Source organism: Polaromonas aquatica (assembly GCF_050626995.1).
GTDB classification, from domain to species: Bacteria; Pseudomonadota; Gammaproteobacteria; order Burkholderiales; family Burkholderiaceae_C; genus Polaromonas; species Polaromonas aquatica_A.
On record NZ_CP192467.1, the window covers coordinates 3,290,815 to 3,312,548 of the forward strand.

At 61.6% G+C, this 21,734-nt stretch carries 26 protein-coding genes; 19 read left to right on the top strand and 7 right to left on the bottom strand.

All coding sequences use genetic code 11. The annotated features are described in order from the left end of the window. Positions 1-12: 12 nt before the first annotated feature. Genes ACQ4MS_RS15800 through ACQ4MS_RS15810 form a run of 3 tightly spaced genes read left to right on the top strand, consistent with a single transcriptional unit; the run spans position 13 to position 1,295 of the window. The gene (locus ACQ4MS_RS15800; RefSeq protein ID WP_431099603.1) at positions 13-207 is read left to right on the top strand and encodes a hypothetical protein; all 195 of its coding nucleotides are present in this window, start codon (positions 13-15) and stop codon (positions 205-207) included. A 44-nt stretch (positions 208-251) separates the two neighbouring features. Next, positions 252-839: a DUF3299 domain-containing protein gene (locus ACQ4MS_RS15805; RefSeq protein WP_431095584.1), complete on the top strand. Its 588-nt coding sequence runs from the start codon at positions 252-254 to the stop codon at positions 837-839. 30 nt (positions 840-869) lie between these two features. Continuing rightward, positions 870-1,295: a hypothetical protein gene (locus ACQ4MS_RS15810; protein WP_431095585.1), complete on the top strand. Its 426-nt coding sequence runs from the start codon at positions 870-872 to the stop codon at positions 1,293-1,295. A gap of 27 nt (positions 1,296-1,322) precedes the next feature. Here ACQ4MS_RS15810 and ACQ4MS_RS15815 read toward each other — a convergent pair whose 3' ends face one another. Next, positions 1,323-1,616: a hypothetical protein gene (locus tag ACQ4MS_RS15815; RefSeq protein WP_431095586.1), complete on the bottom strand. Its 294-nt coding sequence runs from the start codon at positions 1,614-1,616 to the stop codon at positions 1,323-1,325. 58 nt (positions 1,617-1,674) lie between these two features. Between ACQ4MS_RS15815 and ACQ4MS_RS15820 the strand changes: the two genes are divergently transcribed. From ACQ4MS_RS15820 to ACQ4MS_RS15855, 8 genes are all read left to right on the top strand, one after another. Next, on the top strand, positions 1,675-3,201 hold the full coding sequence (locus ACQ4MS_RS15820; RefSeq protein ID WP_431095587.1) for an ABC transporter substrate-binding protein: 1,527 nt from the start codon (positions 1,675-1,677) through the stop codon (positions 3,199-3,201). Then, the gene (locus ACQ4MS_RS15825) at positions 3,198-4,178 is read left to right on the top strand and encodes an ABC transporter permease (protein WP_431095588.1); all 981 of its coding nucleotides are present in this window, start codon (positions 3,198-3,200) and stop codon (positions 4,176-4,178) included. The genes ACQ4MS_RS15820 and ACQ4MS_RS15825 overlap by 4 nt, the downstream gene beginning before the upstream one ends. A gap of 89 nt (positions 4,179-4,267) precedes the next feature. Next, the gene (locus ACQ4MS_RS15830; RefSeq protein ID WP_431095589.1) at positions 4,268-5,020 is read left to right on the top strand and encodes an ABC transporter permease; all 753 of its coding nucleotides are present in this window, start codon (positions 4,268-4,270) and stop codon (positions 5,018-5,020) included. Then, positions 5,017-6,495 (top strand): ABC transporter ATP-binding protein, encoded by a 1,479-nt coding sequence (locus ACQ4MS_RS15835; RefSeq protein WP_431095590.1) that lies wholly within the window; start codon positions 5,017-5,019, stop codon positions 6,493-6,495. Before ACQ4MS_RS15830 ends, ACQ4MS_RS15835 begins: the two co-directional genes overlap by 4 nt. A gap of 95 nt (positions 6,496-6,590) precedes the next feature. After that, positions 6,591-7,553 carry an AEC family transporter gene (locus ACQ4MS_RS15840; protein ID WP_431095591.1) on the top strand — a complete coding sequence of 321 codons (963 nt, stop codon included), beginning with the start codon at positions 6,591-6,593 and terminating at the stop codon, positions 7,551-7,553. Positions 7,554-7,574: 21 nt separating this feature from the next. After that, positions 7,575-7,937: a DMT family protein gene (locus ACQ4MS_RS15845; RefSeq protein WP_431095592.1), complete on the top strand. Its 363-nt coding sequence runs from the start codon at positions 7,575-7,577 to the stop codon at positions 7,935-7,937. Positions 7,938-8,318: 381 nt separating this feature from the next. Further along, positions 8,319-8,966 carry a DUF47 domain-containing protein gene (locus ACQ4MS_RS15850; protein ID WP_431095593.1) on the top strand — a complete coding sequence of 216 codons (648 nt, stop codon included), beginning with the start codon at positions 8,319-8,321 and terminating at the stop codon, positions 8,964-8,966. Between the two features lie 17 nt (positions 8,967-8,983). Continuing rightward, positions 8,984-10,021 carry an inorganic phosphate transporter gene (locus ACQ4MS_RS15855; protein WP_431095594.1) on the top strand — a complete coding sequence of 346 codons (1,038 nt, stop codon included), beginning with the start codon at positions 8,984-8,986 and terminating at the stop codon, positions 10,019-10,021. Positions 10,022-10,025: 4 nt separating this feature from the next. On the opposite strand, the gene ACQ4MS_RS15860 is transcribed toward ACQ4MS_RS15855, so the two are convergent. Genes ACQ4MS_RS15860 through ACQ4MS_RS15870 form a run of 3 tightly spaced genes read right to left on the bottom strand, consistent with a single transcriptional unit; the run spans position 10,026 to position 11,593 of the window. Then, positions 10,026-10,559, bottom strand: a complete 534-nt coding sequence (locus ACQ4MS_RS15860) for a GNAT family N-acetyltransferase (RefSeq protein ID WP_431095595.1) — start codon at positions 10,557-10,559, stop codon at positions 10,026-10,028. A gap of 10 nt (positions 10,560-10,569) precedes the next feature. Beyond that, positions 10,570-11,037: a hypothetical protein gene (locus ACQ4MS_RS15865; RefSeq protein ID WP_431095596.1), complete on the bottom strand. Its 468-nt coding sequence runs from the start codon at positions 11,035-11,037 to the stop codon at positions 10,570-10,572. 7 nt (positions 11,038-11,044) lie between these two features. Next, the gene (locus ACQ4MS_RS15870) at positions 11,045-11,593 is read right to left on the bottom strand and encodes a GNAT family N-acetyltransferase (RefSeq protein ID WP_431095597.1); all 549 of its coding nucleotides are present in this window, start codon (positions 11,591-11,593) and stop codon (positions 11,045-11,047) included. Positions 11,594-11,809: 216 nt separating this feature from the next. Here ACQ4MS_RS15870 and rpsP point away from each other — a divergent pair, with 216 nt between their 5' ends. The 6 genes from rpsP (at position 11,810) to ACQ4MS_RS15900 (ending at position 16,171) form a co-directional block, all read left to right on the top strand. After that, the gene (gene rpsP, locus ACQ4MS_RS15875; protein WP_431095598.1) at positions 11,810-12,067 is read left to right on the top strand and encodes a 30S ribosomal protein S16; all 258 of its coding nucleotides are present in this window, start codon (positions 11,810-11,812) and stop codon (positions 12,065-12,067) included. Between the two features lie 24 nt (positions 12,068-12,091). After that, positions 12,092-12,700, top strand: a complete 609-nt coding sequence (gene rimM / locus ACQ4MS_RS15880) for a ribosome maturation factor RimM (RefSeq protein ID WP_431095599.1) — start codon at positions 12,092-12,094, stop codon at positions 12,698-12,700. Positions 12,701-12,758: 58 nt separating this feature from the next. Then, positions 12,759-13,538, top strand: coding sequence for a tRNA (guanosine(37)-N1)-methyltransferase TrmD (gene trmD / locus ACQ4MS_RS15885; RefSeq protein ID WP_431095600.1), 780 nt, complete (start codon positions 12,759-12,761; stop codon positions 13,536-13,538). Positions 13,539-13,680: 142 nt separating this feature from the next. Beyond that, a complete protein-coding gene (rplS, locus tag ACQ4MS_RS15890) occupies positions 13,681-14,046 on the top strand; it encodes a 50S ribosomal protein L19 (protein WP_077595343.1) in 366 nt (121 codons plus the stop codon). A gap of 64 nt (positions 14,047-14,110) precedes the next feature. Next, the gene (locus ACQ4MS_RS15895; RefSeq protein ID WP_431095601.1) at positions 14,111-14,818 is read left to right on the top strand and encodes a CoA pyrophosphatase; all 708 of its coding nucleotides are present in this window, start codon (positions 14,111-14,113) and stop codon (positions 14,816-14,818) included. A 324-nt stretch (positions 14,819-15,142) separates the two neighbouring features. After that, the gene (locus ACQ4MS_RS15900; protein WP_431095602.1) at positions 15,143-16,171 is read left to right on the top strand and encodes a CobD/CbiB family protein; all 1,029 of its coding nucleotides are present in this window, start codon (positions 15,143-15,145) and stop codon (positions 16,169-16,171) included. A gap of 21 nt (positions 16,172-16,192) precedes the next feature. On the opposite strand, the gene rsgA is transcribed toward ACQ4MS_RS15900, so the two are convergent. Genes rsgA through ACQ4MS_RS15915 form a run of 3 tightly spaced genes read right to left on the bottom strand, consistent with a single transcriptional unit; the run spans position 16,193 to position 18,776 of the window. Then, entirely contained in the window at positions 16,193-17,176 is a 984-nt protein-coding gene (gene rsgA / locus ACQ4MS_RS15905; RefSeq protein WP_431095603.1) for a ribosome small subunit-dependent GTPase A, read from the bottom strand. Next, positions 17,173-17,490, bottom strand: coding sequence for a 4a-hydroxytetrahydrobiopterin dehydratase (locus ACQ4MS_RS15910; protein ID WP_431095604.1), 318 nt, complete (start codon positions 17,488-17,490; stop codon positions 17,173-17,175). The genes rsgA and ACQ4MS_RS15910 overlap by 4 nt, the downstream gene beginning before the upstream one ends. Continuing rightward, entirely contained in the window at positions 17,487-18,776 is a 1,290-nt protein-coding gene (locus ACQ4MS_RS15915; RefSeq protein ID WP_431095605.1) for a M48 family metallopeptidase, read from the bottom strand. Before ACQ4MS_RS15915 ends, ACQ4MS_RS15910 begins: the two co-directional genes overlap by 4 nt. A gap of 35 nt (positions 18,777-18,811) precedes the next feature. On the opposite strand from ACQ4MS_RS15915, the gene orn reads away from it, so the two are divergent. Both orn and ACQ4MS_RS15925 read left to right on the top strand, forming a co-directional pair. Beyond that, entirely contained in the window at positions 18,812-19,375 is a 564-nt protein-coding gene (orn, locus tag ACQ4MS_RS15920) for an oligoribonuclease (RefSeq protein ID WP_431095606.1), read from the top strand. A 383-nt stretch (positions 19,376-19,758) separates the two neighbouring features. Beyond that, positions 19,759-21,693 (top strand): DEAD/DEAH box helicase, encoded by a 1,935-nt coding sequence (locus ACQ4MS_RS15925; protein ID WP_431095607.1) that lies wholly within the window; start codon positions 19,759-19,761, stop codon positions 21,691-21,693. Positions 21,694-21,734: the final 41 nt, after the last annotated feature.

The window sequence follows — 21,734 nt, forward strand, 5'->3', positions numbered from 1 at the left end:
GCGACTTTTTCCATGGCCCACGCGCAGCACAGCGACAAGGAAACCAAGGAAGACATCCAGCGCCACCGCGCCTTGGCTGCTGCGCACGAAGGCGCGGCCAAATGCCTGGAGTCCGGCAAAAAAGAAGACGTCTGCATGAAGGAATTGCAGGCCGCTTGCAAAGGGCTTGCCGTCGGTAAATACTGCGGCATGAAGCACGCCCACTGAGGCGCGTTGTTCTGCTTTTTTCTTCTGGACTCTGGAGCACCCGCATGACCATTCTTCGCGCACGCATTGATTACCTGCCCGGCCTGAGGCGGGCGCTGGCCTGCGGCGCGCTGCTGGCGGTGGCCGGCGCATCGGCGCAGACCTTGTCTTCGCCGATTGCCCCCGCGCCCGCGGGCGCAAAACCGGCTGCGGTTGCTTCGGGTTTTGATTTGCCGGCCGGACAGGGCCCGGGCGTGCACGGCGCCAACAGCCCGTTTCCGCCGCTCGCAGCCCGTACTGATGTGATCCCCTGGTCGGTGCTGACGGCGGTGAAAACCAAAACCGAGAAGAACCGCATCCTTCCTGTTTTTAACCCTGACCAGTTGGCGCTGAACCAGAAAACCCAGCGCATCCAGGGTTTCATGATGCCGCTGGACCCCGGCGAAAAGCAAAAGCACTTTTTGCTGTCGTCGGTGCCGTTGACCTGCGCTTTCTGCCTGCCGGGCGGGCCCGAGAGCATGGTTGAAGTCAAAACCAAAACGCCGGTGAAGTACAGCATGGAGCCGGTGGTGGTGGAGGGGCGCTTTTTGGTGCTCAACGACGACTCTTACGGGCTTTACTACCGGATCACGGATGCCACCAGCGTCAAGTGAGAGCCGCCCCAGGCGCCGGAGCGAGAGCCCATGACCGCTTTGCCGCGTATTCCGGCGAGGGCCTTGCCGTGGCTGCTGGCTGCCACACTGCTGCTGGCCCAACTGCTGGGTTTGATGCACGGTGTGGTGCACGTGCCGCAGGCGCATCTGGATTCTCCCGTGGATCACGAGTTTGCCTCTGCGCATGCTTCGCACGACCATGGTGATCACGATCACTCAGCCACTGTGCAGGATGAGCACGGCAGCGGCTGGCTAGAGTCCCTGTTTTCTTCACATGGCGACGACTCGGACTGCCGCCTGTTTGACCAGGCCAGCCACGGCCAGGCGGCGCCTGTGCTGCCCATGCTGAGCCTGCCGCTGGTGCTTTCCAGCGTGGCTTTTGATATCTCCCGCGGCGAAGCACTCGCCCGCTGGGCGGCGTTGTTTGACGCGCGCGGCCCGCCTTCCTCTCGCTGAATCCTTCCGTCTGCTTTGTGCCGGCCATCAGGCCAGGGCGCAGCTTTGCTCTCTTTGGTTTTCCCGATTCAGCGAGTCAGCCCCCGCTCCGGCATCCATGGCCGCTTCCAGCTCCAGTGAAATCACGGTCACCGGCAATCCGTTGGGCGCTATTGATTTGATAGCACCTGCCGCACAGTATTCAAGGGTCAGGTTGCTATTTCGCTCCAAAACCACGTTGGGTGAAACGCTGGACGGCTTGCCGGGCGTGAGCAGTACCTGACCACCACACGTTCCCCCAGGACGGGTGCGCGGATCACATTGTTTTTTGAAAGTCAGCATGAAATCTCTACCGCAATCTCTATCGCAGTTTCTATCGGAGTCTCTATTCCCCAGGTCCATGCCGGCGCTTGTGCTTGCTGCCATCGTGTTGGTCCCCGCGAGCGCTTTTTCCCAGGTTCCCCAGGGCAGTAACACACGTGTTCTTGGCGTAGCCGCACCTTGGGAAATCGGGAGCCTGGATCCTTCCAAGGCCGGTTATGTCTTCAGCCGGCTTGAAGTGAGCGAAACCCTGGTCGATGTCGATGCGCAAGGCGCGTTGGCAGGCGGCCTGGCCCGTACCTGGGAGGTGTCAAAAGACCAGCTCACCTGGCGCTTCAAGCTGAGGCCCAACGCAAAATTTCATGACGGCACGCCCGTGACCGCCGAGGTGGCACTGCGCAGCCTGGAGCGCGCCAAGGCCAACCCCGGCGTGCTCGGCAATACACCCATCAAACGCATGACGGCCCAAGGCGATGTGGTGGTCATTGAACTGAGCAAGGCGTTTGCCTCTCTGCCGGCTTTTCTGGCGCATACCAGCACACAAGTTCTGGCGCTGTCGTCTTTCAATCCGGATGGTTCTGTCAAAGCCGTGATCGGCTCCGGGCCCTACCGGATCACAAGCCTCAGCCCACCGCAAAAGCTGGAGGTGCAGTACTTTGAGGGTTATGACGGTGCGGCTCCTGCGGTGCGGCGCATCAGCTACCTGGCGGCAGGGCGCGGCGAGACACGCGGCATGCTGGCCGAAAGCGGCCAGGTTGACCTGGTGTTCACACATGACGCGGCGGCGATTGCGCGCTTGAAACAAAAGCCCGGCGTCACTTTCCACACCTTGCCGATTCCGCGCACCATTTACCTGAAAGTCAACGCGGGCCATCCCCTGCTCAAAGACGTGAATGTGCGGCGCGCCATCAGCCTGGTGATTGACCGCGATGGCATTGCCGGCGCCATTTTGCGCGAGCCCAAGGCGGCAGCCACTCAGCTGTTCCCGGCGATCCTGGCGGAGTGGTCGGTACCCGCCTTGCCCCCGCTCAAGCGCGATTTGTCCCAGGCACGCGCGCTGCTTCAGGCCGCCGGCTGGCAAAGCGGCGCTGACAACCTGCTTCGCAAAGACGGCAAGCCGTTCAACCTGACCCTTCGGACCTTCTCTGACCGCCCGGAGCTGCCGCCCATGGCTGCTGCCATTCAGGCGCAGCTCAAGGAGGTGGGCATCAATTTGCAGGTGTCGGTGGGCAATAGCAGCGAAATCCCGGCCGGTCACCAGGACGGCACGCTGGAACTTGCCCTGTTGGCGCGCAACTACTCGCTGGTGCCGGACCCGCTGGGCACGCTGCTGCAGGACTTTGCTGCCAACGGCGGTGATTGGGGGGCCATGGGGTGGAGCAGTGCCTCGGTGCGTTCGTCGCTGGAAAGCCTGAGCACCCAGGTCGATCCGGCGCGGCGCTCAGCCTTGCGCGGTTCCCTGGCGACGGTGCTGCAGGCTGAGTTGCCGGTGATTCCCATCGCCTGGTACCAGCACACCGCCACCAGCAGCAAGCGCCTGGGCAATGTGAGCATTGACCCGATGGAGCGCAGCTACCGCATCAGCCAAATGCGGTGGGCCCAATGAGCGCGGGCGCCATGTTGCAGGGCTTTTTCAAGCCAATGGCGCGCACCGTGGGCCAGGCCGTGGCGGTTGCCGGCGCTGTGGGAGCGATCAGTTTTTTCATGACATGGGCGCTGCCGGGCGATGCCGCCTACCGCATCGCCGCGGGACGGTACGGCTACGACCTGGTCGACAGCGTCGCCGCAGATGCGGTGCGCCGCGAACTGGGGCTGGACCAGCCCCTGCTGCAGCAACTCGGCCGCTGGCTGGTTGACTTGCTGCATTTGCGCCTGGGCAACTCCATGGTCTCGGGCGACCCGGTCCTGGAAGAGGTGGCGCATCAACTCGGCCACACCCTGTATCTGGCGGCCGTAGCCTGGGGGCTGGCGCTGTTGATGGGGCTCGGCCTGGGTTTGCTGGCTGCGCTCAGGCCCGGTTCCTGGCTGGCCCGCGGTATCGACACGCTGGCCACGCTGTTCAAGGCTTCGCCGGCATTCGTCAGCGCGCTGCTGTTGTCGCTTTTGCTGGCGGTGCATTTGCAGTGGATGCCTGCGGCGGGGCATGGCGGGCCCGAGCATGTGCTGTTGCCGGCGCTCAGCGTGGCGCTGGCGCTCAGCGCCGGGCTGGCGCAGGTCACGCGGACGCAGCTGCGCGCCGTGCTGCAAAGCGACTACTTCGAATTTGCGCTGACCAAAGGCCTGCCGATGCGTGCCGCGCTCTGGCGGCATGCCGCGCGCAATGTTGCCGTTCCGGTGCTGGCTTACATGGGTGTGCAGCTGGTGCTGCTGGTCGAGGGCATTGTGGTGGTCGAAAGCTTTTTCGCCTGGCCGGGCATCGGCCACGCGCTGGTGCACGCCATCATCGCGCGCGATGTGCCGATGATCCAGGCGACGGCGCTGGTGATGGGCCTGCTCTTTGTGCTGCTTAACGCCGTGCTGGACGCACTGCACCATCGGCTTGACCCCAGGCTGAGGCTCCAGGCCGGAGGGGTGACATCGTGAATGCTATCAATTTAATAGCTGTCTGCGCCCAATCTGTAAGGGGTGGGCCCCTAAATGGCTTGATTTTTCTGTTTCTTTTGATGTTGTTCATGGGTTTGTCGCCGTGGCTGGCCCCGGACCCGCATGCGCAAAACCTGGGCGCCACATTGCAGCCGCCCGGTGCCAGCGCGTGGCTGGGCACCGACCATCTGGGGCGCAGTGTGGTGGCACGTCTGGGTGAGGCCGCACGGCTTTCCCTGGGGCTGGCGGTCGTTTCGGCGTTCTTCGCCGTGTCGCTGGGCACCGCGCTGGGCTTGCTCGCCGCCTGGCGCGGCGGCTGGGTTGACCGGCTGGCCAGCCTGCTGGCCGACGCCGTGGCTGCCTTGCCGGGCTTGCTGTGGGTGTTGTTGCTGGCTGCACTGGCACCGGGCGACAAGTGGCCGCTGTACCTGGGCCTGGTGCTGACGGCCTGGGTCGAGTTTTTCAGGTATGTGCGTCCCACCGCGAACGGGTTGCTTGCCAGCCCGCAGGTGCAGTCCAGCCGCCTGCTGGGCTTTGGAGCTGGCTACATCTTGCGCCGCCATCTGGCGCCGCCCATGCTGGGTGCCTTGTTGACTCTGGCGGCTTACGCGGTGGCCAATGCCGTGCTGGCCGTGGCGGCCTTGGGGTTTGTCGGCGTGGGCCTGCGCCCGCCGGCTGCTGAACTGGGCATCTTGATGACCGAGGCCCTGCCTTATTACGAACAGGCGCCCTGGCTGCTGGCTGCCCCGGTGCTTTTACTGCTGGGTGTGGTGTTGGCGCTGCAAGCGCTTTCAAGCGAGCCGCGCGCCCGGATTTTTGACCCTGCCAGGGAGAACGCATGACCCATTTACCCGCATTGGCTGTTGAAGGCCTGCAAGTCCGAGTGCAAAGTACCGGGCTCAATCTTTTGCAAAGCCTGAGTTTTGAACTGCACGCCGGCCAGCGTTTGACCCTTATGGGCGAGTCTGGCTCGGGAAAATCAATTCTTGCGCAGGCCATCATGGGCACCTTGCCCGCCGGCTTGCAGGCAAGCGGGCAAGTGCGTATTCAGGGTGTGCCGACAGACGGGCGGCGTGAGCTGACCCGTGCCCTGTGGGGGCGCGAAGTGGCCATGCTGCCGCAGGAGCCCTGGCTGTCGCTGAATCCCCTGATGCGCGTGCTGCCCCAGGTGGCAGAAGCTGCGCATTACCGCCCTGGCACCCGCCTGCCCTGGAGGCAAGCCCGCGCGCAGGCGCATCAGCGGCTGGGTGGCCTGGGGGTGGCGCATGCTGCGCGCCAATGGGTTCATCAAATTTCGGGCGGCATGGCACAGCGGGTTGCGCTGGCCACGACCCAGTTGAGCGAGGCCCGGCTTTTGATTGCCGATGAGCCGACCAAGGGACTCGATGCCGAGCTGCGCGACCAGGTGGCCGAGCTGTTGCTGGCACGCCAAAACGAAGGCCAGGCCCTGCTCACGATCACCCACGACATCGTGCTGGCCGAAAAACTGGGCGGCATGCTGGCTGTGATGCGCGAGGGCAAGGTGGTGGAATTTGGCACCGCGTCGGACGTGCTGCGCGCGCCGCAGCATGCCTATACCCGCGAGCTGCTGGCGGCACAACCGGCACGGTGGCCGTCAATGCTGGGCACCTTCGACGCGTCTCAGCCACGCGTGATTGAAGGCTGCGGTTTGGGCAAAGCCTACGGCACCCGCTCCTTGTTTGAAAACCAGAATATCAGCTTGCATCGCGGCGAAGTGGTTGCCATCGTCGGCCCCAGCGGCTGTGGCAAAACGACGCTTGGCAACATGCTGCTGGGCCTGGTGCCACCGGACAAGGGCCAGGTACGCCGCGCTACGGACAGCAATCGTTTGCAGTACCAAAAGCTCTACCAGGACCCGCCCGCGGCCTTCGCACCGCAGAGCAGCCTGAACACAGCGTTGCAGGACCTGGTGGCGCTGCACGGCCTGGACGCGTCAGCCGTCTTTCCCCTGCTGCAAAAACTCAAGTTGTCCAAAGCCTTGCTGGCGCGCAAACCGGCCGAAATATCAGGTGGCGAACTCCAGCGCTTTGCATTGCTGCGCTTGCTGCTGCTTCGGCCGAGGTTTATCTTTGCGGACGAACCCACGTCGCGGCTGGACCCGATTACCCAGCGCGAGACCATTCAGGTGCTGTGCCATGCGGCGGCGGAGTTCGAGTGCGCGGTGCTGCTGGTGACGCATGATGCCGAGGTGGCCGCGAAGGCATCACATCGGCAACTGGCTTTGTCGGGAGGGCAGCGCGGCCTTGGTGCTGGCGGTCACCGCGTTTCAGGACACCTCTGCCCGGGCGCAGCCTGAAATGGGCCGGTAGGCCGCTTTCCAGGCACTCGCCGGCTGTAAATGGGAGCCGGACGCGAGGAGGGGAGCGGTAGTTCGCACGCTAAGATTGCGTGATGAACCAGCTTGTTTTTGTGTCCCTGTTTCCGGTCGTGTTGTTGATTGCTACAGGTTTTATAGCTGGCCGCGCACAGTGGATAAGGCCTGACGCGATAAAAGATCTTTCAAACCTGATCTTCCTGCTGCTCACGCCGGCCCTGCTGTTTCGCACCATGAGCCAGGTGCATGTCGAAGCGCTGGATTTCAAGCCGGTGCTGGCGTACTTCCTGGCAGTCATCATTTTGTTTGGCGGCACCTTGTTGCTGCAAGGGTTCAACCGCCGGGCAGCTGTGCTCGCGCTGGCAAATACCTTTTCCAACACGGTCATGATCGGCATCGCGCTGGTCGGCCTGATGTACGGGCCGCAAGGGCTGGTCACGCTGTTCACGCTGGTCTCGGTGCATTCGCTGGTGCTGCTGACCAGCGCCACCGTGGTGCTCGAGCTGGCCGTAGCGCATGAGCAAAAACTGGGCACCCACGACGAGGTCACCACCGCGCCGCGGCACCCGGTGGCGACGGTGCTGATGGCCGTGAAGAACGCGCTGCTGCACCCGGTGCCGCTGCCCATCATGGCGGGCCTGCTGTTTGCACAGACCGGGTTCACGATTCCGGCCGTGATCGACAAACCGCTCGAACTGCTGGCCAACGCCTTCGGGCCGCTGGCACTGGTGCTGGTGGGTGTGACGCTGGCCAACACGCGTGTGGGCGAGCACTGGCGCCAGGCGGTGGCCCTGGCCGGGGTGAAGAATTTGCTGCATCCGCTGCTGGTGTTCGGCCTGTGCCGGCTGCTGGGCGTGAGCGGCGTGCCCATGGCGGTGATGGTGGTGGCCTCGGCCCTGCCGATCGGCGCCAATGTGTTCTTGTTTTCCCAGCGCTACAAGGTCGCTGAAGAGCTCATCACTGCCAGTGTGGTGGTGTCGACCGCACTGGCTTTGGTGACGCTCACCGTGGTGTTGCTGCTGGTCGGGCGGTTTGTGTAGACATCATTTACGGAGCCATTGATGCAGTTCCTTCAGTCCCTGCCTGTATCGGCGCAAACCATCGGCCTGCTGCTGCTATCCAACGTATTCATGACCTTTGCCTGGTACGGGCATCTCAAGAGCCTGGCCACCTCGCCCTGGTACATCGCGGCGCTGGTCAGCTGGGGTATTGCGCTGTTTGAATACCTGCTGCAAGTACCCGGCAACCGCATCGGCTTTACCCAATACAGCGTGGGGCAGCTCAAGATCATGCAAGAGGTCATCACGCTCAGCGTGTTTGTGCCCTTTGCGGTGTTCTATTTGAATGAGCCACTAAAGCTCGATTACCTGTGGGCTGCGTTGTGCATGGTGGGTGCGGTGTATTTCATTTTCCGAAGTGCCTGAATATCCGCTATCGGATTGGTATTCAGCTGTTTGGTATCTGATATTCCTCTCCCCACCCCTTCTGTATGCGCCGAGGAGCGCAGGGCCAGGCGGATCAGGGATCGCGATTGTCTGAGCGAAGCGAGTTCGAGCGAGACCCCGCTTGGACCGAGCACCGCAGGTTGCCCGCAGCGAAGCGAAGGGACGCAGACAGCAGGGTCGCCTTCTCTTTGCTTACTTTCTCTTGGCGAAGCAAGAGAAAGTGAGTTGCATGCCGGGCAACCCCGGCCAGCAGCCTCAGCAAGACCATCAGATATCCGAACTACCCTGAAATCCTGGGCGGTTAAACTCCCGGCTGTCACAAAAACGTCATATTTCTGACACATTCCCCCAGGAGTTCCCATGCTGTTTGGCAAATTGCTGCCCCGCGAAGGCAATTTTTTCGAGATGTTCAACCAGCATGCCGAACGGATTGTCGAAGCTGCCCATGCGTTTTCAAAGCTGGTCGCCAACTACAGTGACGTGCAAAAGCGCGAAGCCTTCAACCGCGAGGTTGACCATGCCGAGCGCGCCGCCGACCGCATCACGCATGAAGTCAACCGCGCACTGCACAAGACCTTCATCACGCCCATCGACCGCGAACAGATCCACAAGCTCATCAACACCATGGACGACGTGGCCGACCTGATCCAGGACTCGGCTGAAACCATGGCGCTGTATGACGTGCGCCACATGACCGAAGACATTGTGCGGCTGACCGACCTCAGCGTCAAATGCTGCGAGCGCCTGCAAGACGCCGTGGCGCTGATCGAAAAAGTCAGCGACGCCGCGACGGCCGAAGCCGCGCTCAAGACCTGCGAGGAAATCGACAAACTTGAATCTGACGCCGACCGCGTGATGCGCTCGGCCATGAGCCGGCTGTTCCGCGAAGAGCCCGATGTGCGGGAGGTCATCAAGCTCAAGGCGGTGTACGAACTGCTGGAGACCATTACCGACAAGTGCGAGGACGTGGCCAACCTGATCGAGGGCATCGTCCTCGAGAACTCCTGATCACGGGCGGCTGAACCATGCAAACCGTACAGGCCGCCCTGTGGGTGGTGTTCCTGCTGGTCTTTCTGGCCATCGCTTTCGACTTCATGAACGGCTTTCATGACGCGGCCAACTCGATTGCAACCGTGGTGTCGACCGGCGTGCTCAAGCCAGGGCAGGCGGTGCTTTTTGCCGCTTTTTTCAACTTCCTGGCGTATTTCATCTTTCACCTGAGCGTGGCCGCGACCATTGGCAAGGGCATCGTGATGCCCGGTGTGGTGGACACACATGTGGTGTTTGGCGCACTGACGGGCGCCATCACCTGGAATATCGTCACCTGGTATTACGGCATCCCCAGCAGTTCCTCGCATGCGCTGATTGGCGGCATTGTGGGGGCTGTGATTGCCAAGACTGGTGCGAGCGCGCTGATCGCTTCAGGTGTGTTCAAGGTGCTGGCATTTATCTTTGTCTCGCCCTTGCTCGGGTTCCTGCTCGGCTCGCTGATGATGGTGGCGGTGGCCTGGGTCTGCCGCAGTACGACCCCGTCGAAGGCCGACCGGTGGTTTCGCCGGCTTCAGCTGGTGTCCGCAGGTGCTTACAGTCTGGGCCACGGCGGCAACGACGCGCAAAAGACGGCAGGCATCATCTGGCTGCTGCTGATCGCTGCCACCACCAGCAATGTGCAGGGCCTGCCGACCTGGATGATGGCGACCACCGAGCACCTGCCGGTCTGGGTGGTTATCGTCTGCTACATCACCATCGGCTTCGGCACCATGTTCGGCGGCTGGCGCATCGTCAAAACCATGGGCCAGAAAATCACCAAGCTCAAGCCGGTAGGCGGATTCTGCGCGGAAACCGGTGGGGCCATGACGCTGTTCCTGGCCACCGCGCTGGGCATTCCGGTGTCGACCACACACACCATCACCGGCGCCATCGTGGGTGTCGGCTCTACACAGCGCGCGTCTGCCGTGCGGTGGGGCGTGGCCGGCAATATCGTCTGGGCCTGGATTTTCACGATTCCGGCTTCGGCTTTTGTTGCAGCGATTGCGTACTGGGTCAGCCTGCAGATGTTCTGAAAAATCAATCCGCAATACGTGGCGGGTTCGGGTGCAGGCGCGCCATGGAGATGCCGTCTACATAGAGGCCATTTTTGAGGGCGTAGGCCTTGTGCCGGCCTTCCTCGACGAAGCCCAGGCTGCGGTAGAGCGTTACTGCACGTTCGTTGTCAGCGTGAACATGCAGTTCGATACGAAGAATGCCGGCCCAGCCGTCAGCCCAGTTCAGCAGACGCGTGATGAGCTGGTGTCCCAAGCCGCGCCCTTGCCAGCCGGGCGAGATGCCGATGCCCAAGCCACGGACATGACTGCGCCGCAGGCTGGGCTGCTGAGGGTGCAAGCCAGCCATACCGACGATTTCCCCGCCGGCGAGCGCCACCAGATTGCAGCTGTGCGCGTCAACGCGCTGCAGGAAATCGAGCCGCGAGGCCACGGGCATGTCGGGGAGCTGCAAGGTGCCTTCGAAGGTGCCGATCTGACCGAGCAGGGCGGAAATGGCAGCAGCATCGCCGGGTTCGGCGGCCCGGATCAGAATGTCTGCTGTTGTGGCTTGGTCCATCCATCGGCTCCTACTGGGAAATCTTACGTGCTTCCTCGACCTGATATTCGAAGTAGCGCTGGAAGCTGAAGACGATGCTGGACATCAGTGAAATGGTGCCGAAGAGCAGGGCGAACACCACCGCGCCTATGGTGAGCCAGTTGGTGTTGCCGGCCATCGTTCCCGGCGCACCGGCGTTGTAGCGCGCGTTCCATTTGTCCGTCGACATCAGGCCGTAGTAGATGGCCGTGAGCGCGGTACCGGCCAGTGTGAAGCCCAGCAGCGGAATCAGTACCCAGGCCAGATGGTCATCCTGACCGTAAAGCCGCACGCGTTCGACGCCCCACCAGCCCAGGGCCGCAACAATCGGGTGCGCCCAGGCCCAGACATCGCCCAGACCGAAAAGATAGAGACGGTGCAGCCCGAGCTGGCCGCCGATGAAGGCCAGCCAGGCCGCGAGGGTTTTGTTTTTGGGAGCTTGGGAGGTGGGGGGGTGCATGCGGCGATTATGCGGCGGACCGTTCGTGCGCCTGTCCCTGCGGCGGCGACGTGTCCCCCGCGCCCAAGGTCTTTTCCATGATGACGATGTCGCGCCAGGCGCCGAATTTCCAGCCGCATGAGGCAATCGTGCCTACCTCGGTAAAACCGAGCGAGCGGTGTACGCCCACTGAACCTGCATTGGCCGAATCGCCGATCACGGCCATGGCCTTGCGGATGCCCACGGCTTCGAGCCGCGCCAGAAGTTCGGCCAAAAGCGCACGGCCCAATCCCTTGCGGTGCAGGTCAGGTGCCAGGTAAATCGAGTCTTCGACGGAAAACCGGTAGGCCGGGCGCGGCTTGAACCAGTTGCCGTAGGCGAAGCCGGCGATCTTTCCGTCCTGCTCGGCGACCAGGTAAGGCAGGCCCTTGGCCAGCACATCAGCCCTGCGGGTGGTCATGTCGGCCACACTGGGTGGTTCGGTCTCAAAGGTCCCTGTGCTGTGCAGCACGTGATGGCTATAGATGGCGGTGATCGCAGGAAGGTCTTCTTCGCGGCTGGGTCGTATGAGGGGCATGTCGGGTGATTCGGGAAGGAAGGGGACGGATTCAGGCGGGCGTTCGGGCTTGGACGTAGACGCGGCGAAGGAATTTGGGCTAAAACGGTTCCGCAGGCTATAATCTCAGGCTTTGCAGCAATTCGCTGGCCGGGTGGCCATGTCGTGTGTCTCAAGCGCTGCAGAACATTGGGGTATCTACTTTACCGGTAAGCCCCACCACCCGAAGGATAAATCATGGTCGTCATTCGACTTGCACGCGGCGGTTCCAAGCACCGTCCTTTTTTCAATATCGTTGTGGCTGACAAACGCGTTCGCCGCGATGGCCGTTTCATCGAGCGCATCGGTTTTTACAACCCGATCGCCAAAGGTGGCGAAGAAGGCCTGCGCATTGCGCAAGACCGCCTGACCCACTGGATCGGTGTGGGCGCACAGCCGTCTCCTACCGTTCTGCGCCTGGTCAAGCAAGGCGCGGCTGCCGTCAAAACGGCCTGAAAACCGGTCTGATTTAGAGATTTGATGCAGCCCGGCCTTCAGTCGTCGGCAGGCTTGACACCCTCAAGCCTCCCGGACGACGCCATCGAAGTCGGGCGCATCCTGGATGCCTGGGGCGTCAAGGGCTGGGTGAAAATCCTGCCGCACAGCACCGATCCAGAAGCGCTTTTTTCGGCTAAATCCTGGTTTTTGCAGGCGCCTGACGCCAAATTCCGTCCGGGGTTTACCGTATTTTCCGGCACCGTTTCACTGAGTGTGGACGAGGCCAAAATCCACTCCGATACCGTCGTGGCCAAATTTATTGGCATGGACGACCGCAATGCGGCCGAGGCCTTGCGTGGCGCGCGCATTTTCCTGCCCCGCAGCAGCTTTCCTGCGGCTTCCAAGGACGAGTACTACTGGGTCGACCTGATCGGCCTGAACGTGGTGAACCGCGAAGGCGTGCCATTGGGCCAGGTGCGTGATTTGATGGCTACCGGTCCGCATTCGGTGCTTTGCGTCGAGTACACCACCCAGCAGGAAGACGGCTCAAGCGTCCCCGCCGAACGCATGATTCCATTTGTCTCTGTCTATGTCGACACGGTGGATATTGCCGGCAAATGCATCACGGTTGACTGGCAGCCGGACTACTGATTTTGGTAGGCCAAGGGGCTGTTGCCCTGAAGCGCCGGGCTCGCACACAATAGCCTTCATGCGCTTCGATATCGTCACCCTTTTCCCTGAGCTTTTCGCGCCCTTTCTTGTCAGCGGCGTGACTCGCCGTGCCTACGAGTCAGGTCTCGTCGAGATCAAGCTCTGGAACCCACGGGACTTTGCCGACGGCAACTACCGCCGTGTGGACGACCGCCCTTTCGGGGGTGGCCCGGGCATGGTGATGATGGCCGAGCCGCTTGCGCTGTGTCTTGAAAAAATCCAGGCTGACCGCGTTGCGGGCAATGCGCCCAAAGTTCCGACCGTACTTTTTTCCCCGGTAGGCAAAACCCTGGACCATGCCGGTGTGGAAGAGTGGGCGGCCAGCGCCGGTGCTGTGCTGATCTGCGGCCGCTATGAAGGTCTGGACCAGCGCTTTATCCAGGCTTATGTCGACCTGCAAGTCAGCCTGGGTGATTTCGTCCTGTCAGGAGGGGAAATCGCTGCCATGGCTCTGCTCGACGCGGTAGCCCGGCTGCAGCCCGGTGTTCTCAATGACGAAGGCAGTCACCAGCTGGACAGTTTTAATCCTGCGCTCGACGGCCTACTCGACTGCCCGCATTACACGCGGCCGGAAAACTGGCGCGGCCAGCCGGTACCGCAGACCCTGATGTCGGGAAACCACGCCCACATCGAGCGCTGGCGCCGTGAGCAGCGCCTGGCTTTGACGCAAAGTCAGCGCCCCGAATTGGTGCAAATGGCGCGGCAGCGTGGGCATTTGAGCGAAAGCGACGAAGCTTTTCTGGCGGATCTGGTCGAAAACCCGGACAAAGATGCTTGAGAAAGCGCCAGCTTGCTATAATCAAAGGCTTTTCGATCCTCTGGCGGCCACTGCAACCATCTGATCACCTGCGGGTGATTCCATGGATTTGCGGTCTTTAGCGTAGCGCGTGAATGAACGAAAAAAGTTAGATGGAAATATCATGAATCTGATTCAGACCCTTGAGCAGGAAGAAATTGCCCGCTTGAATAAAACCATTCCCGTTTACGCTCCCGGCGACACCGTGATCGTGAGCGTCAATGTGGTGGAAGGTACGCGTAAACGTGTGCAGGCTTTTGAAGGTGTGGTGATTGCCAAGCGTAATCGCGGCCTCAATTCCAGCTTCATCGTTCGCAAGATCTCCAATGGCGAAGGCGTGGAACGTACGTTCCAGGTTTACAGCCCGTTGATCGCGAAGATTGAAGTCAAGCGCCGTGGTGATGTGCGCCGTGCCAAGCTGTACTACCTGCGTAGCCGCAGCGGCAAATCCGCACGTATCAAGGAAAAGCTGGGCGCCAAGGCTGCCTAAAAGCACCTCCGCCCTGAAAAGCCGCTCTGTCGAGCGGCTTTTTTTTGCCTGCTAACCTCTGACCATGAACAACACCCGGCCTCTGCCGAAGTTTGATCCGCGCAGCATCCCGGTGCTGGGTATTGATGACCATCTGGCGGGAGTCCCTTCGGCGCACCTTTCACCGGAAGCGTTGCGCCAGCGCTTTCGGCACCCGCCCGTCTGGACACCCGAACACAGTGTGGAAAAAAAATTCACCGACCGCACGCCTGCGCTGGCTGCCGTGCTGATTCCCTTGGTCATGCGCGACGAACTGACGCTGCTGCTAACCGAGCGGACCACCAATCTCTCCACGCACTCAGGCCAGGTCGCATTGCCGGGCGGCCGCACGGACGACACTGACCATGATGCCGTGGATACTGCGCTGCGGGAGGCGCACGAGGAGGTCGGTTTGCCGCGTGACCATGTGGAGGTGCTGGGGACCTTGCCAACCTATGTCACCGGGACGGCTTTTATCATCACTCCGGTTGTGGCGCTGGTAAGGCCCGGCTTCGTGTTGCAGCCCAATCCGAATGAAGTTGCTGATGTTTTTGAAGTGCCGCTGGGCTACTTGATGAACCCGGCAAATCATCGCCGCCACGAGATGGAGTTTGACGGCGCCATACGCCAGTGGCTCTCGATGCCGTACTCCGACCCCTCCATGGGGGGTGATGGTAACGACGCCAGGGAGCGCTATATCTGGGGCGCGACGGCCGGTATGCTGCGCAACCTCTACCGCTTTCTGAGCGCATAGCCCACCCCTGTCCAGGCTCACTGCGTGTAGCCGGTTCTCCCCTCAAGGGGACGGCGCCTGCGGCCGGCGAAGCCGAAAAATTGGCACACCCCTATCGGGCTCACTTCGTGTAGCCCTTTTCCCCTTGCAGGGGACGGTGCCTGCGGCCCGGCAAAGCCGGTTCCGCGGCACCCCTGTGAAATACCCCGCACTGGCTACGAACTGAACTCTTGAACCCAGCAGGGGCCGCGGGACTGGCTTCGCCAGACCGCAGGCGCAGCGGCCCCTCGGGGGGCAGGGAGCTACACGAAGTGAGCGACCGTGGGGGCCACGTTATGATTCCTCATGAGCTTTTTTGCCGTTTTGTTTGCACTCATCATCGAACAGGCCCGGCCCCTGGCCCGCGGCAACTGGATTCACGCCGGCTTTCGCGGCTGGGCGCGCTGGACCAACCGTAGCCTGGATGCCGGCAAACCGCACCACGGCTGGATTGCATGGACCGTCGCCGTGCTGGTGCCGGCACTGGTCACTTTCCTGATCCACTGGCTGTTTTGGAACATCAATCCTGTGTTGGCTTTTGCCTGGAACGTGGCCATCCTTTATGTCACGCTGGGCTTTCGGCAATTCAGTCACTACTTCACGGACATACGCGATGCGCTGGATGACGGCGACGAAACAACGGCGCGCGAGCTGCTGGCGCAGTGGCGCCAGGTAGACGCCAGCGAACTTCCGCGCAGCGAAATTGTCCGCCACGTCATTGAGTATTCGGTGCTGGCCGCCCATCGCCACGTGTTTGGGGTTCTGGGCTGGTTTTCCGTGCTTGCTGCGCTGGGGCTGGGACCTGCGGGTGCGGTGCTCTACCGCATGAGCGAGTTTGTCTCGCGTTATTGGGCTTACAAACGCAAATCGGCCGCCGCTGCGGGCGAGGGGGCCAGCATGGCGCTTCAGCTCGCCGCCAGCCGGGCCTGGGGTGTGATCGATTTCGTACCGGCGCGTGTCACTTCGCTGGGGTTTGCGGTCGTCGGCAGTTTTGAAGATGCCATTGACGCCTGGCGCAACTATACCCAGCGGTTTCCAGCCAATGCGCCTGTGACCGCTGAGAACCGCAACGACGGCGTCATTCTGGCGGCTACCTCGGGTGCAGTAAATGTGCGGCTCGGTGGGGAAGCGCTCAAGACAACTTTCTCTCCGAACGCATCTCAAGGTTTCCAGGCGGGAGGGCTGGATGCCGAAGACGGCATTGCGACCGCGGCCACGCCGGGACGCGAGCCGGAAGTCGCGCACCTGCGAAGCATCGTGGGGCTGGTGTGGCGCTCCGTGGTGTTGTGGATGGTGCTTCTTGCGTTGCTGACCCTGGCCCGCTTGCTGGGCTGAGCGGCGCGTTTCGCCGAAGCCTCAATAACGGGTTTGCGACAGCTCCGCAAATAACTCGCTATATAAACGATAGCGGCTTGCGCTGATGCTGCTTGGGTGATCGACCGATTTGACCTCTGAAATCACGCCGCAGCCGGGTTCATGCAGGTGGGTGCAGTTGTAGAACTTGCAGTCCTGCGCATGGATCCTGAAGTCAGGCATGTAGCCCGCCAGCCGCATCGGGTCAATATGGTGCAGCCCGAACTCCTGAAAACCGGGAGAGTCAATCAGGGCCGTCCCCCGTGTATTTCCGTCCCCCGTGTTAACCCAGTACAGCGTGGTGCTGGTGGTGGTGTGTTTTCCCGAGTTGAGGGCCTGGGATATCTCTGCCGTCAATACCCGTGCATCGGGCACCAAAAGATTGGTCAGGCTGCTCTTGCCGGCGCCTGAGGGCCCCAATACCAGCGTTTTTTTACCTCGCAGCAGCTCAATCAGTTCCTGCAGTTCGGCCGCCTGGCTGCTGGTCTGGGTATCGTTTGCAGTCTTGGGCTTGATGGCCAGTGAAAGCATCCTGTAGCCCATGGCCCGGTAGGGCGCCAGCTTGGCCCAGGCGCGCCCAAAGGGCTCCGTCAGGTCACGTTTGTTCAGTGCGATGACGGGTGTGATGCTTTCGGCTTCGGCCGCGATCAGCGCGCGTGTCAGCTGGCTTTCCGAAAATTCGGGTTCGGCCGCAATCAGGATCAGCACCTGGTCAAGGTTGGCCGCGAAGGACTTGGTGCGCATCTCGTCCTGGCGATAAAAGAGGTTGCTGCGCTCTTCGATCTTTTCGATGGTGCCTTCATCCTCTGAGGGCAACCATCGGATGCGGTCGCCGACCACGGCCTGGCTTTTCTTGCCGCGGGGGTGGCAGATGACACGCTCACCGCTATCAGTCTCTACCAATACATGGCGGCCGAAACCGGCTACCACCAGCCCTGGCTGTGTCCCTGCGATGGGCGCTGCGGGGCGGCGTGCCGTTTTGCTCAAGCCAGCAGGGCGTCAACCTTCGACGCGCAAAAAAAATCGCTGGCGGAGACTCCATCCACATCGTGCGTGTTGAAGCGCACGGTGCATTTTCCGTAGCTCACCGCCAGATCGGGGTGGTGGTCTTCGGCATTGGCGATGAAGGCCAGCGCGTTCACAAAAGCGATGGTTTCGTAATAATTTTTGAAGGAGTAGGTTTTTTCGAGCGAGCCGTCGATCAGGCGCCAGCCCAAGGCTTGCTCGCCGTTGAGTTTGCTCAGCTGGGTGACGATTTCGGTGGCGCTCAGCGCCCGGCGGTTCTGGTGGATGGGGTTCATGTCGCGGTGCTTTCAATGGAAGGAATCATGCGGCCCAGCCGTTCGGAGGCGGGCGGATGCGAATAGTAAAACTTCACAAACACCGGGTCGGGCGTGAGGGTGCTGGCATTGTCCTGGTAGAGCTTGAGCAGCGCGCTCTGCAAGTCTTTGCCGTCCGTCTGTGCCACGGCATAGGCATCGGCTTCGAACTCATGCTTGCGCGAAAACTGGGCGAAGACCGGCGAGACAAAGAAGCTGAAGAGCGGCACGACCAGCAGGAACAATAGGAGCGCGAGCGCGTCGTTGGCGCCGGTGAGGTTGGGCCGCACGCCAAGGCCTGTGTAGAACCACACCTGCGATGACAGCCAGCCCAGCAAGGCAAAACCAGCCAGGCTCATGGCAAACATCGAGACGATGCGTTTGATGATGTGTTTGTGTTTGAAATGGCCCAGCTCGTGCGCGAGTACGGCGTCAACTTCTCCGGGGCTCAGTTGCTTGAGCAGGGTATCGTAAAACACCACGCGCTTGGCTGCGCCGAAGCCGGTGAAATAGGCATTGGCATGGGCCGAGCGCTTGCTGCCGTCCATCACGAAGAGGCCTTTGGCCGCAAAGCCGCAGCGCTGCATCAAGCGGGTGACGCGGGCTTTCAAGGCTTCGTCTTCGAGTGGCTTGAACTTGTTGAACATCGGCGCAATGACGGTGGGATAGAGCACCAGCACCAGCAGGTTAAAGCCCATCCAGGCTCCCCAGGCCCATAGCCACCACAGGCTTCCCGCGCTGCCCATGAGCCACAGGATGAGCGCCACGATGGGCAGGCCAATCACCACGCCGACCAGCGTTGATTTCACCAGGTCCGCCAGCCAGAGCTTGAAGGTCATCTTGTTGAAGCCGAAACGCTCTTCAATGCGAAAGGTGCTGTAAAGGGTAAAGGGCAGGTCGAGCAAGCCGCTGACCAGGCCGAAAGCAGCCAGCAGGGCCAGTTGCGGTACCAGCACACCGTAGGCAGCCAGGCCGGAACCGGTGATTGCCTGATTCAGCGCGTCAATGCCGCCGAGGAGCGTCCAGCCCAACAGCACGGCCGCGCCGAAGGCCATTTCCAGCATGCCAAAGCGCGCTTTGGCGATGGTGTAGTCCGCTGCCTTCTGGTGCGCCTGCAGGGAAATCGTGGCCGCAAAAGCGGCGGGCACCGCGTCGCGGTTTTGCGCCACATGGCGGATTTGCCGCGAAGCCAGGTAGAACTTCGTGAGCAGCCCCAGTACCAGGAAGGCGGCAAACACCCCAGTGAAAACAAGCGAATAGTCGGTCATGGCTGGCAGTTTAGGCGATCAGCGAGAATCGGAGGATGCCCGAAACTGAACCCCTACTTAAAAAATCAGACCAGAACCTCGTCTGGCTGGACTGCGAAATGACGGGCCTCGACCCGGAAAAAGAGCGCATTATTGAAATTGCCGTCATCGTCACCGGCCCGCAACTCACGCCACGGATCGAAGGGCCGGTGCTGGCAATCCACCAGACCGACGAATTGCTGGACCAGATGGACAACTGGAACAAGGGCACCCATGGGCGCAGCGGCCTGATCGACAAGGTCAAGGCCAGTACGGTGACCGAAGCGGATGCGGAGGCGCAACTGCTGGCGTTTCTTGCACGGTATGTGCCCAAAGGCGTATCGCCCCTTTGCGGTAACACCATCAGCCAGGACAGGCGCTTCCTGGTCAAGTACATGCCCAAGCTGGAAGCTTTTTTTCATTACCGCAACGTCGACGTCAGCACCTTCAAGGAACTTGCCAAACGCTGGCGCCCCGAGGTCTACAGCGCGTTTAAAAAACGCCAGAGTCATACCGCCCTGGCCGACGTGCACGAGTCGATTGACGAACTTGAGCACTACCGGCAACACTTCCTGAAATAAATCTGCACAAGGGCTATTTCGGGGCTTTGGCCAGGCAAGACGGGCGCAGCCAGCTATTGAAATAATAGCAATAGCTGGCGCTGCCGGGTTCCGGAAGGACGCGGCAGCACCCCCGGACAGATGGGGGACTGGTAGAAACCCGCAAAGCACGCTATAATCGTGGGCTTGCAGTGCACTGGGTGCCCTGCATTTGTACATCTACCTCACACTTTTGGACTCCACCAACGGAGTCACCGCTTCGGGCACATTTCTGCAGCCTGGACCGCATATTCGTTTGATGGTTGATGTTTTATTAACCATGAACGAATCCTCCGCATCGCGGGGGTGAAGTTTCCTGTTCCCTCGCCAAAAGCGTTGCGGACAGGTGATTAGTGAGAAAAAACATGACTGACTCTTTTGAGGCTCGTGGCGACGTTTTGCCCGACGCAAATATTGATACCGCCGCTGACGCCGTGATCCACGTGATTCCGGACTTTTCTTCGGACGCACCTGTGGCGGCCCCTACCTCCCTGGAAACCGTAGCGCCCGAACCCAATGGTTTCGTGAAGCTGGGCCTGGCCAAGGAACTCCTGCAAGCAGTCGCCGACATGGGTTTCACCCAGCCGACGTCCGTGCAGATGGCCACCATCCCCAAGGCCATGCAGGCCCTGGACCACGACGCCAAGAGCGACCCTAAAGCCAAGTTCACCGACCTGCTGGTTTCCAGCCAGACCGGTAGCGGCAAGACCGCGGCTTTCCTGCTGCCGGTGCTGCACACTCTGCTCAAGCAGCAGGAAGAGGCCGAGCGCTTTGAGCGTTCCGAGTTTGAACGCCTGAGCGCAGAAGCCATCGCCCGCGGCGAAGCACCGCTGAAAAAGCCCAAGCGCAAGGACCCGACCAGCCCCCGCAACTTCAAGGCCGCCACGCCCGGCGCGCTGATCCTGTGCCCGACGCGCGAACTGGCCCAGCAGGTTTGCGCTGATGCCATCGACCTGGTTCGCCATTGCCGCGGCCTGCGCATTGCCAACGTGGTGGGCGGTATTCCTTACCAGCTGCAAATTGCCAAGCTGCAAAATGCCGACCTCGTGGTGGCTACCCCTGGCCGCCTGCTCGACCTGCAGCGCAGCATGCAGATCAAGCTGGACCAGGTGCAGTTCCTCGTGGTCGACGAAGCCGACCGCATGCTTGACCTCGGCTTCGCCGATGACCTGACCGAAGTCAACCAGCTCACGATCGAGCGCAAGCAGACCATGATGTTCAGCGCCACGTTTGCGCCCCGCATCATGCAGCTGGCCACGCGCGTGATGCGCCAGCCGCAGCGTGTCGAGATCGACTCGCCGCATGAAAAACATGCGTCGATCACCCAGTCTTTGCTGTGGGCCGACAACATGACCCACAAGCGCAAGCTGCTGGACCACCTGCTGCGCGATACCACCATCAACCAGGCCATCGTGTTCGCGAGCACCCAGGTTGAATGCGACGGCCTGGCCAATGACCTGGTGCAGGAAGGCTTCAGCGCTGTGGCGCTGCACGGCGCGCTGGGCCAGGGCCTGCGCAACCGCCGCCTGATGGCTTTCCGCGACGGCCGCGTGCAAATCCTGGTGGCAACTGACGTGGCCGCCCGCGGCCTCGACGTTCCGACCATCACCCACGTGGTGAACTACGGTTTGCCGATGAAAGCCGAAGACTATGTGCACCGCATTGGCCGCACAGGCCGTGCCGGCCGCGAAGGCAAGGCTGTGACGATCGCCGAGTTCCGTGATCGCCGCAAGATCCAGGACATCGAGCACTACATGCAGCAGAACCTCAAGCCCAGCGTGATCGCCGGCCTGGAGCCACAACAGCGCTTTGCCCCAACTTCCGATCGCCCTCGCGGCAACTTCGGTGGTGACCGTGGCGACCGCGGTGGCCGCAGCTTCGGCGGCGGTGATCGTGGCGGCTATGCCGGCCGCAAGCCGGCAGGTGGCTTTGGTGGTGGTGCTGGCGGTGGTTTTGGCGGCGGTGGCGGCTTCGGCGCACCTCGTCACAACGACCGTGACGACCGCGCTCCTTTCCAGGGACGCGCTCCTGGACCACAAGGTGGTTATGGCGATCGTTCCGGTTTCAACGACCGCGGCCCGCGCCGTCAGGATGACCGTGGTTTTGGTGGTGGCGGCAACAACACCGGCTTCGCGCCGCGTGAAGACCGCAACTTCGGCGCCCGCAACGAAGGTTTTGCTCCGCGCCCTGACTTTGCCAATCGCAAGCCAGGCGGCTTTGCCAAGCCAGCTGGCAAGGTATTTGTGCCCCGTGATGCGGCCAAGAAGTCCGGCAAGTTTTCCAAGCCAGCGCGCGACTAATCTTTAGCGCCCTCGCTGCGGTAAACAAAGGCCGCTGCAGA

Coding starts and splice junctions, on each gene's coding strand:
- ACQ4MS_RS15800 (WP_431099603.1), top strand. CDS start 13: ATGGCCCACGCGCAGCACAGCGACAAGGAAACCAAGGAAGACATCCAG.
- ACQ4MS_RS15805 (WP_431095584.1), top strand. CDS start 252: ATGACCATTCTTCGCGCACGCATTGATTACCTGCCCGGCCTGAGGCGG.
- ACQ4MS_RS15810 (WP_431095585.1), top strand. CDS start 870: ATGACCGCTTTGCCGCGTATTCCGGCGAGGGCCTTGCCGTGGCTGCTG.
- ACQ4MS_RS15815 (WP_431095586.1), bottom strand. CDS start 1,616: ATGCTGACTTTCAAAAAACAATGTGATCCGCGCACCCGTCCTGGGGGA.
- ACQ4MS_RS15820 (WP_431095587.1), top strand. CDS start 1,675: ATGCCGGCGCTTGTGCTTGCTGCCATCGTGTTGGTCCCCGCGAGCGCT.
- ACQ4MS_RS15825 (WP_431095588.1), top strand. CDS start 3,198: ATGAGCGCGGGCGCCATGTTGCAGGGCTTTTTCAAGCCAATGGCGCGC.
- ACQ4MS_RS15830 (WP_431095589.1), top strand. CDS start 4,268: ATGGGTTTGTCGCCGTGGCTGGCCCCGGACCCGCATGCGCAAAACCTG.
- ACQ4MS_RS15835 (WP_431095590.1), top strand. CDS start 5,017: ATGACCCATTTACCCGCATTGGCTGTTGAAGGCCTGCAAGTCCGAGTG.
- ACQ4MS_RS15840 (WP_431095591.1), top strand. CDS start 6,591: ATGAACCAGCTTGTTTTTGTGTCCCTGTTTCCGGTCGTGTTGTTGATT.
- ACQ4MS_RS15845 (WP_431095592.1), top strand. CDS start 7,575: ATGCAGTTCCTTCAGTCCCTGCCTGTATCGGCGCAAACCATCGGCCTG.
- ACQ4MS_RS15850 (WP_431095593.1), top strand. CDS start 8,319: ATGCTGTTTGGCAAATTGCTGCCCCGCGAAGGCAATTTTTTCGAGATG.
- ACQ4MS_RS15855 (WP_431095594.1), top strand. CDS start 8,984: ATGCAAACCGTACAGGCCGCCCTGTGGGTGGTGTTCCTGCTGGTCTTT.
- ACQ4MS_RS15860 (WP_431095595.1), bottom strand. CDS start 10,559: ATGGACCAAGCCACAACAGCAGACATTCTGATCCGGGCCGCCGAACCC.
- ACQ4MS_RS15865 (WP_431095596.1), bottom strand. CDS start 11,037: ATGCACCCCCCCACCTCCCAAGCTCCCAAAAACAAAACCCTCGCGGCC.
- ACQ4MS_RS15870 (WP_431095597.1), bottom strand. CDS start 11,593: ATGCCCCTCATACGACCCAGCCGCGAAGAAGACCTTCCTGCGATCACC.
- rpsP (WP_431095598.1), top strand. CDS start 11,810: ATGGTCGTCATTCGACTTGCACGCGGCGGTTCCAAGCACCGTCCTTTT.
- rimM (WP_431095599.1), top strand. CDS start 12,092: ATGCAGCCCGGCCTTCAGTCGTCGGCAGGCTTGACACCCTCAAGCCTC.
- trmD (WP_431095600.1), top strand. CDS start 12,759: ATGCGCTTCGATATCGTCACCCTTTTCCCTGAGCTTTTCGCGCCCTTT.
- rplS (WP_077595343.1), top strand. CDS start 13,681: ATGAATCTGATTCAGACCCTTGAGCAGGAAGAAATTGCCCGCTTGAAT.
- ACQ4MS_RS15895 (WP_431095601.1), top strand. CDS start 14,111: ATGAACAACACCCGGCCTCTGCCGAAGTTTGATCCGCGCAGCATCCCG.
- ACQ4MS_RS15900 (WP_431095602.1), top strand. CDS start 15,143: ATGAGCTTTTTTGCCGTTTTGTTTGCACTCATCATCGAACAGGCCCGG.
- ACQ4MS_RS15910 (WP_431095604.1), bottom strand. CDS start 17,490: ATGAACCCCATCCACCAGAACCGCCGGGCGCTGAGCGCCACCGAAATC.
- ACQ4MS_RS15915 (WP_431095605.1), bottom strand. CDS start 18,776: ATGACCGACTATTCGCTTGTTTTCACTGGGGTGTTTGCCGCCTTCCTG.
- orn (WP_431095606.1), top strand. CDS start 18,812: ATGCCCGAAACTGAACCCCTACTTAAAAAATCAGACCAGAACCTCGTC.
- ACQ4MS_RS15925 (WP_431095607.1), top strand. CDS start 19,759: ATGACTGACTCTTTTGAGGCTCGTGGCGACGTTTTGCCCGACGCAAAT.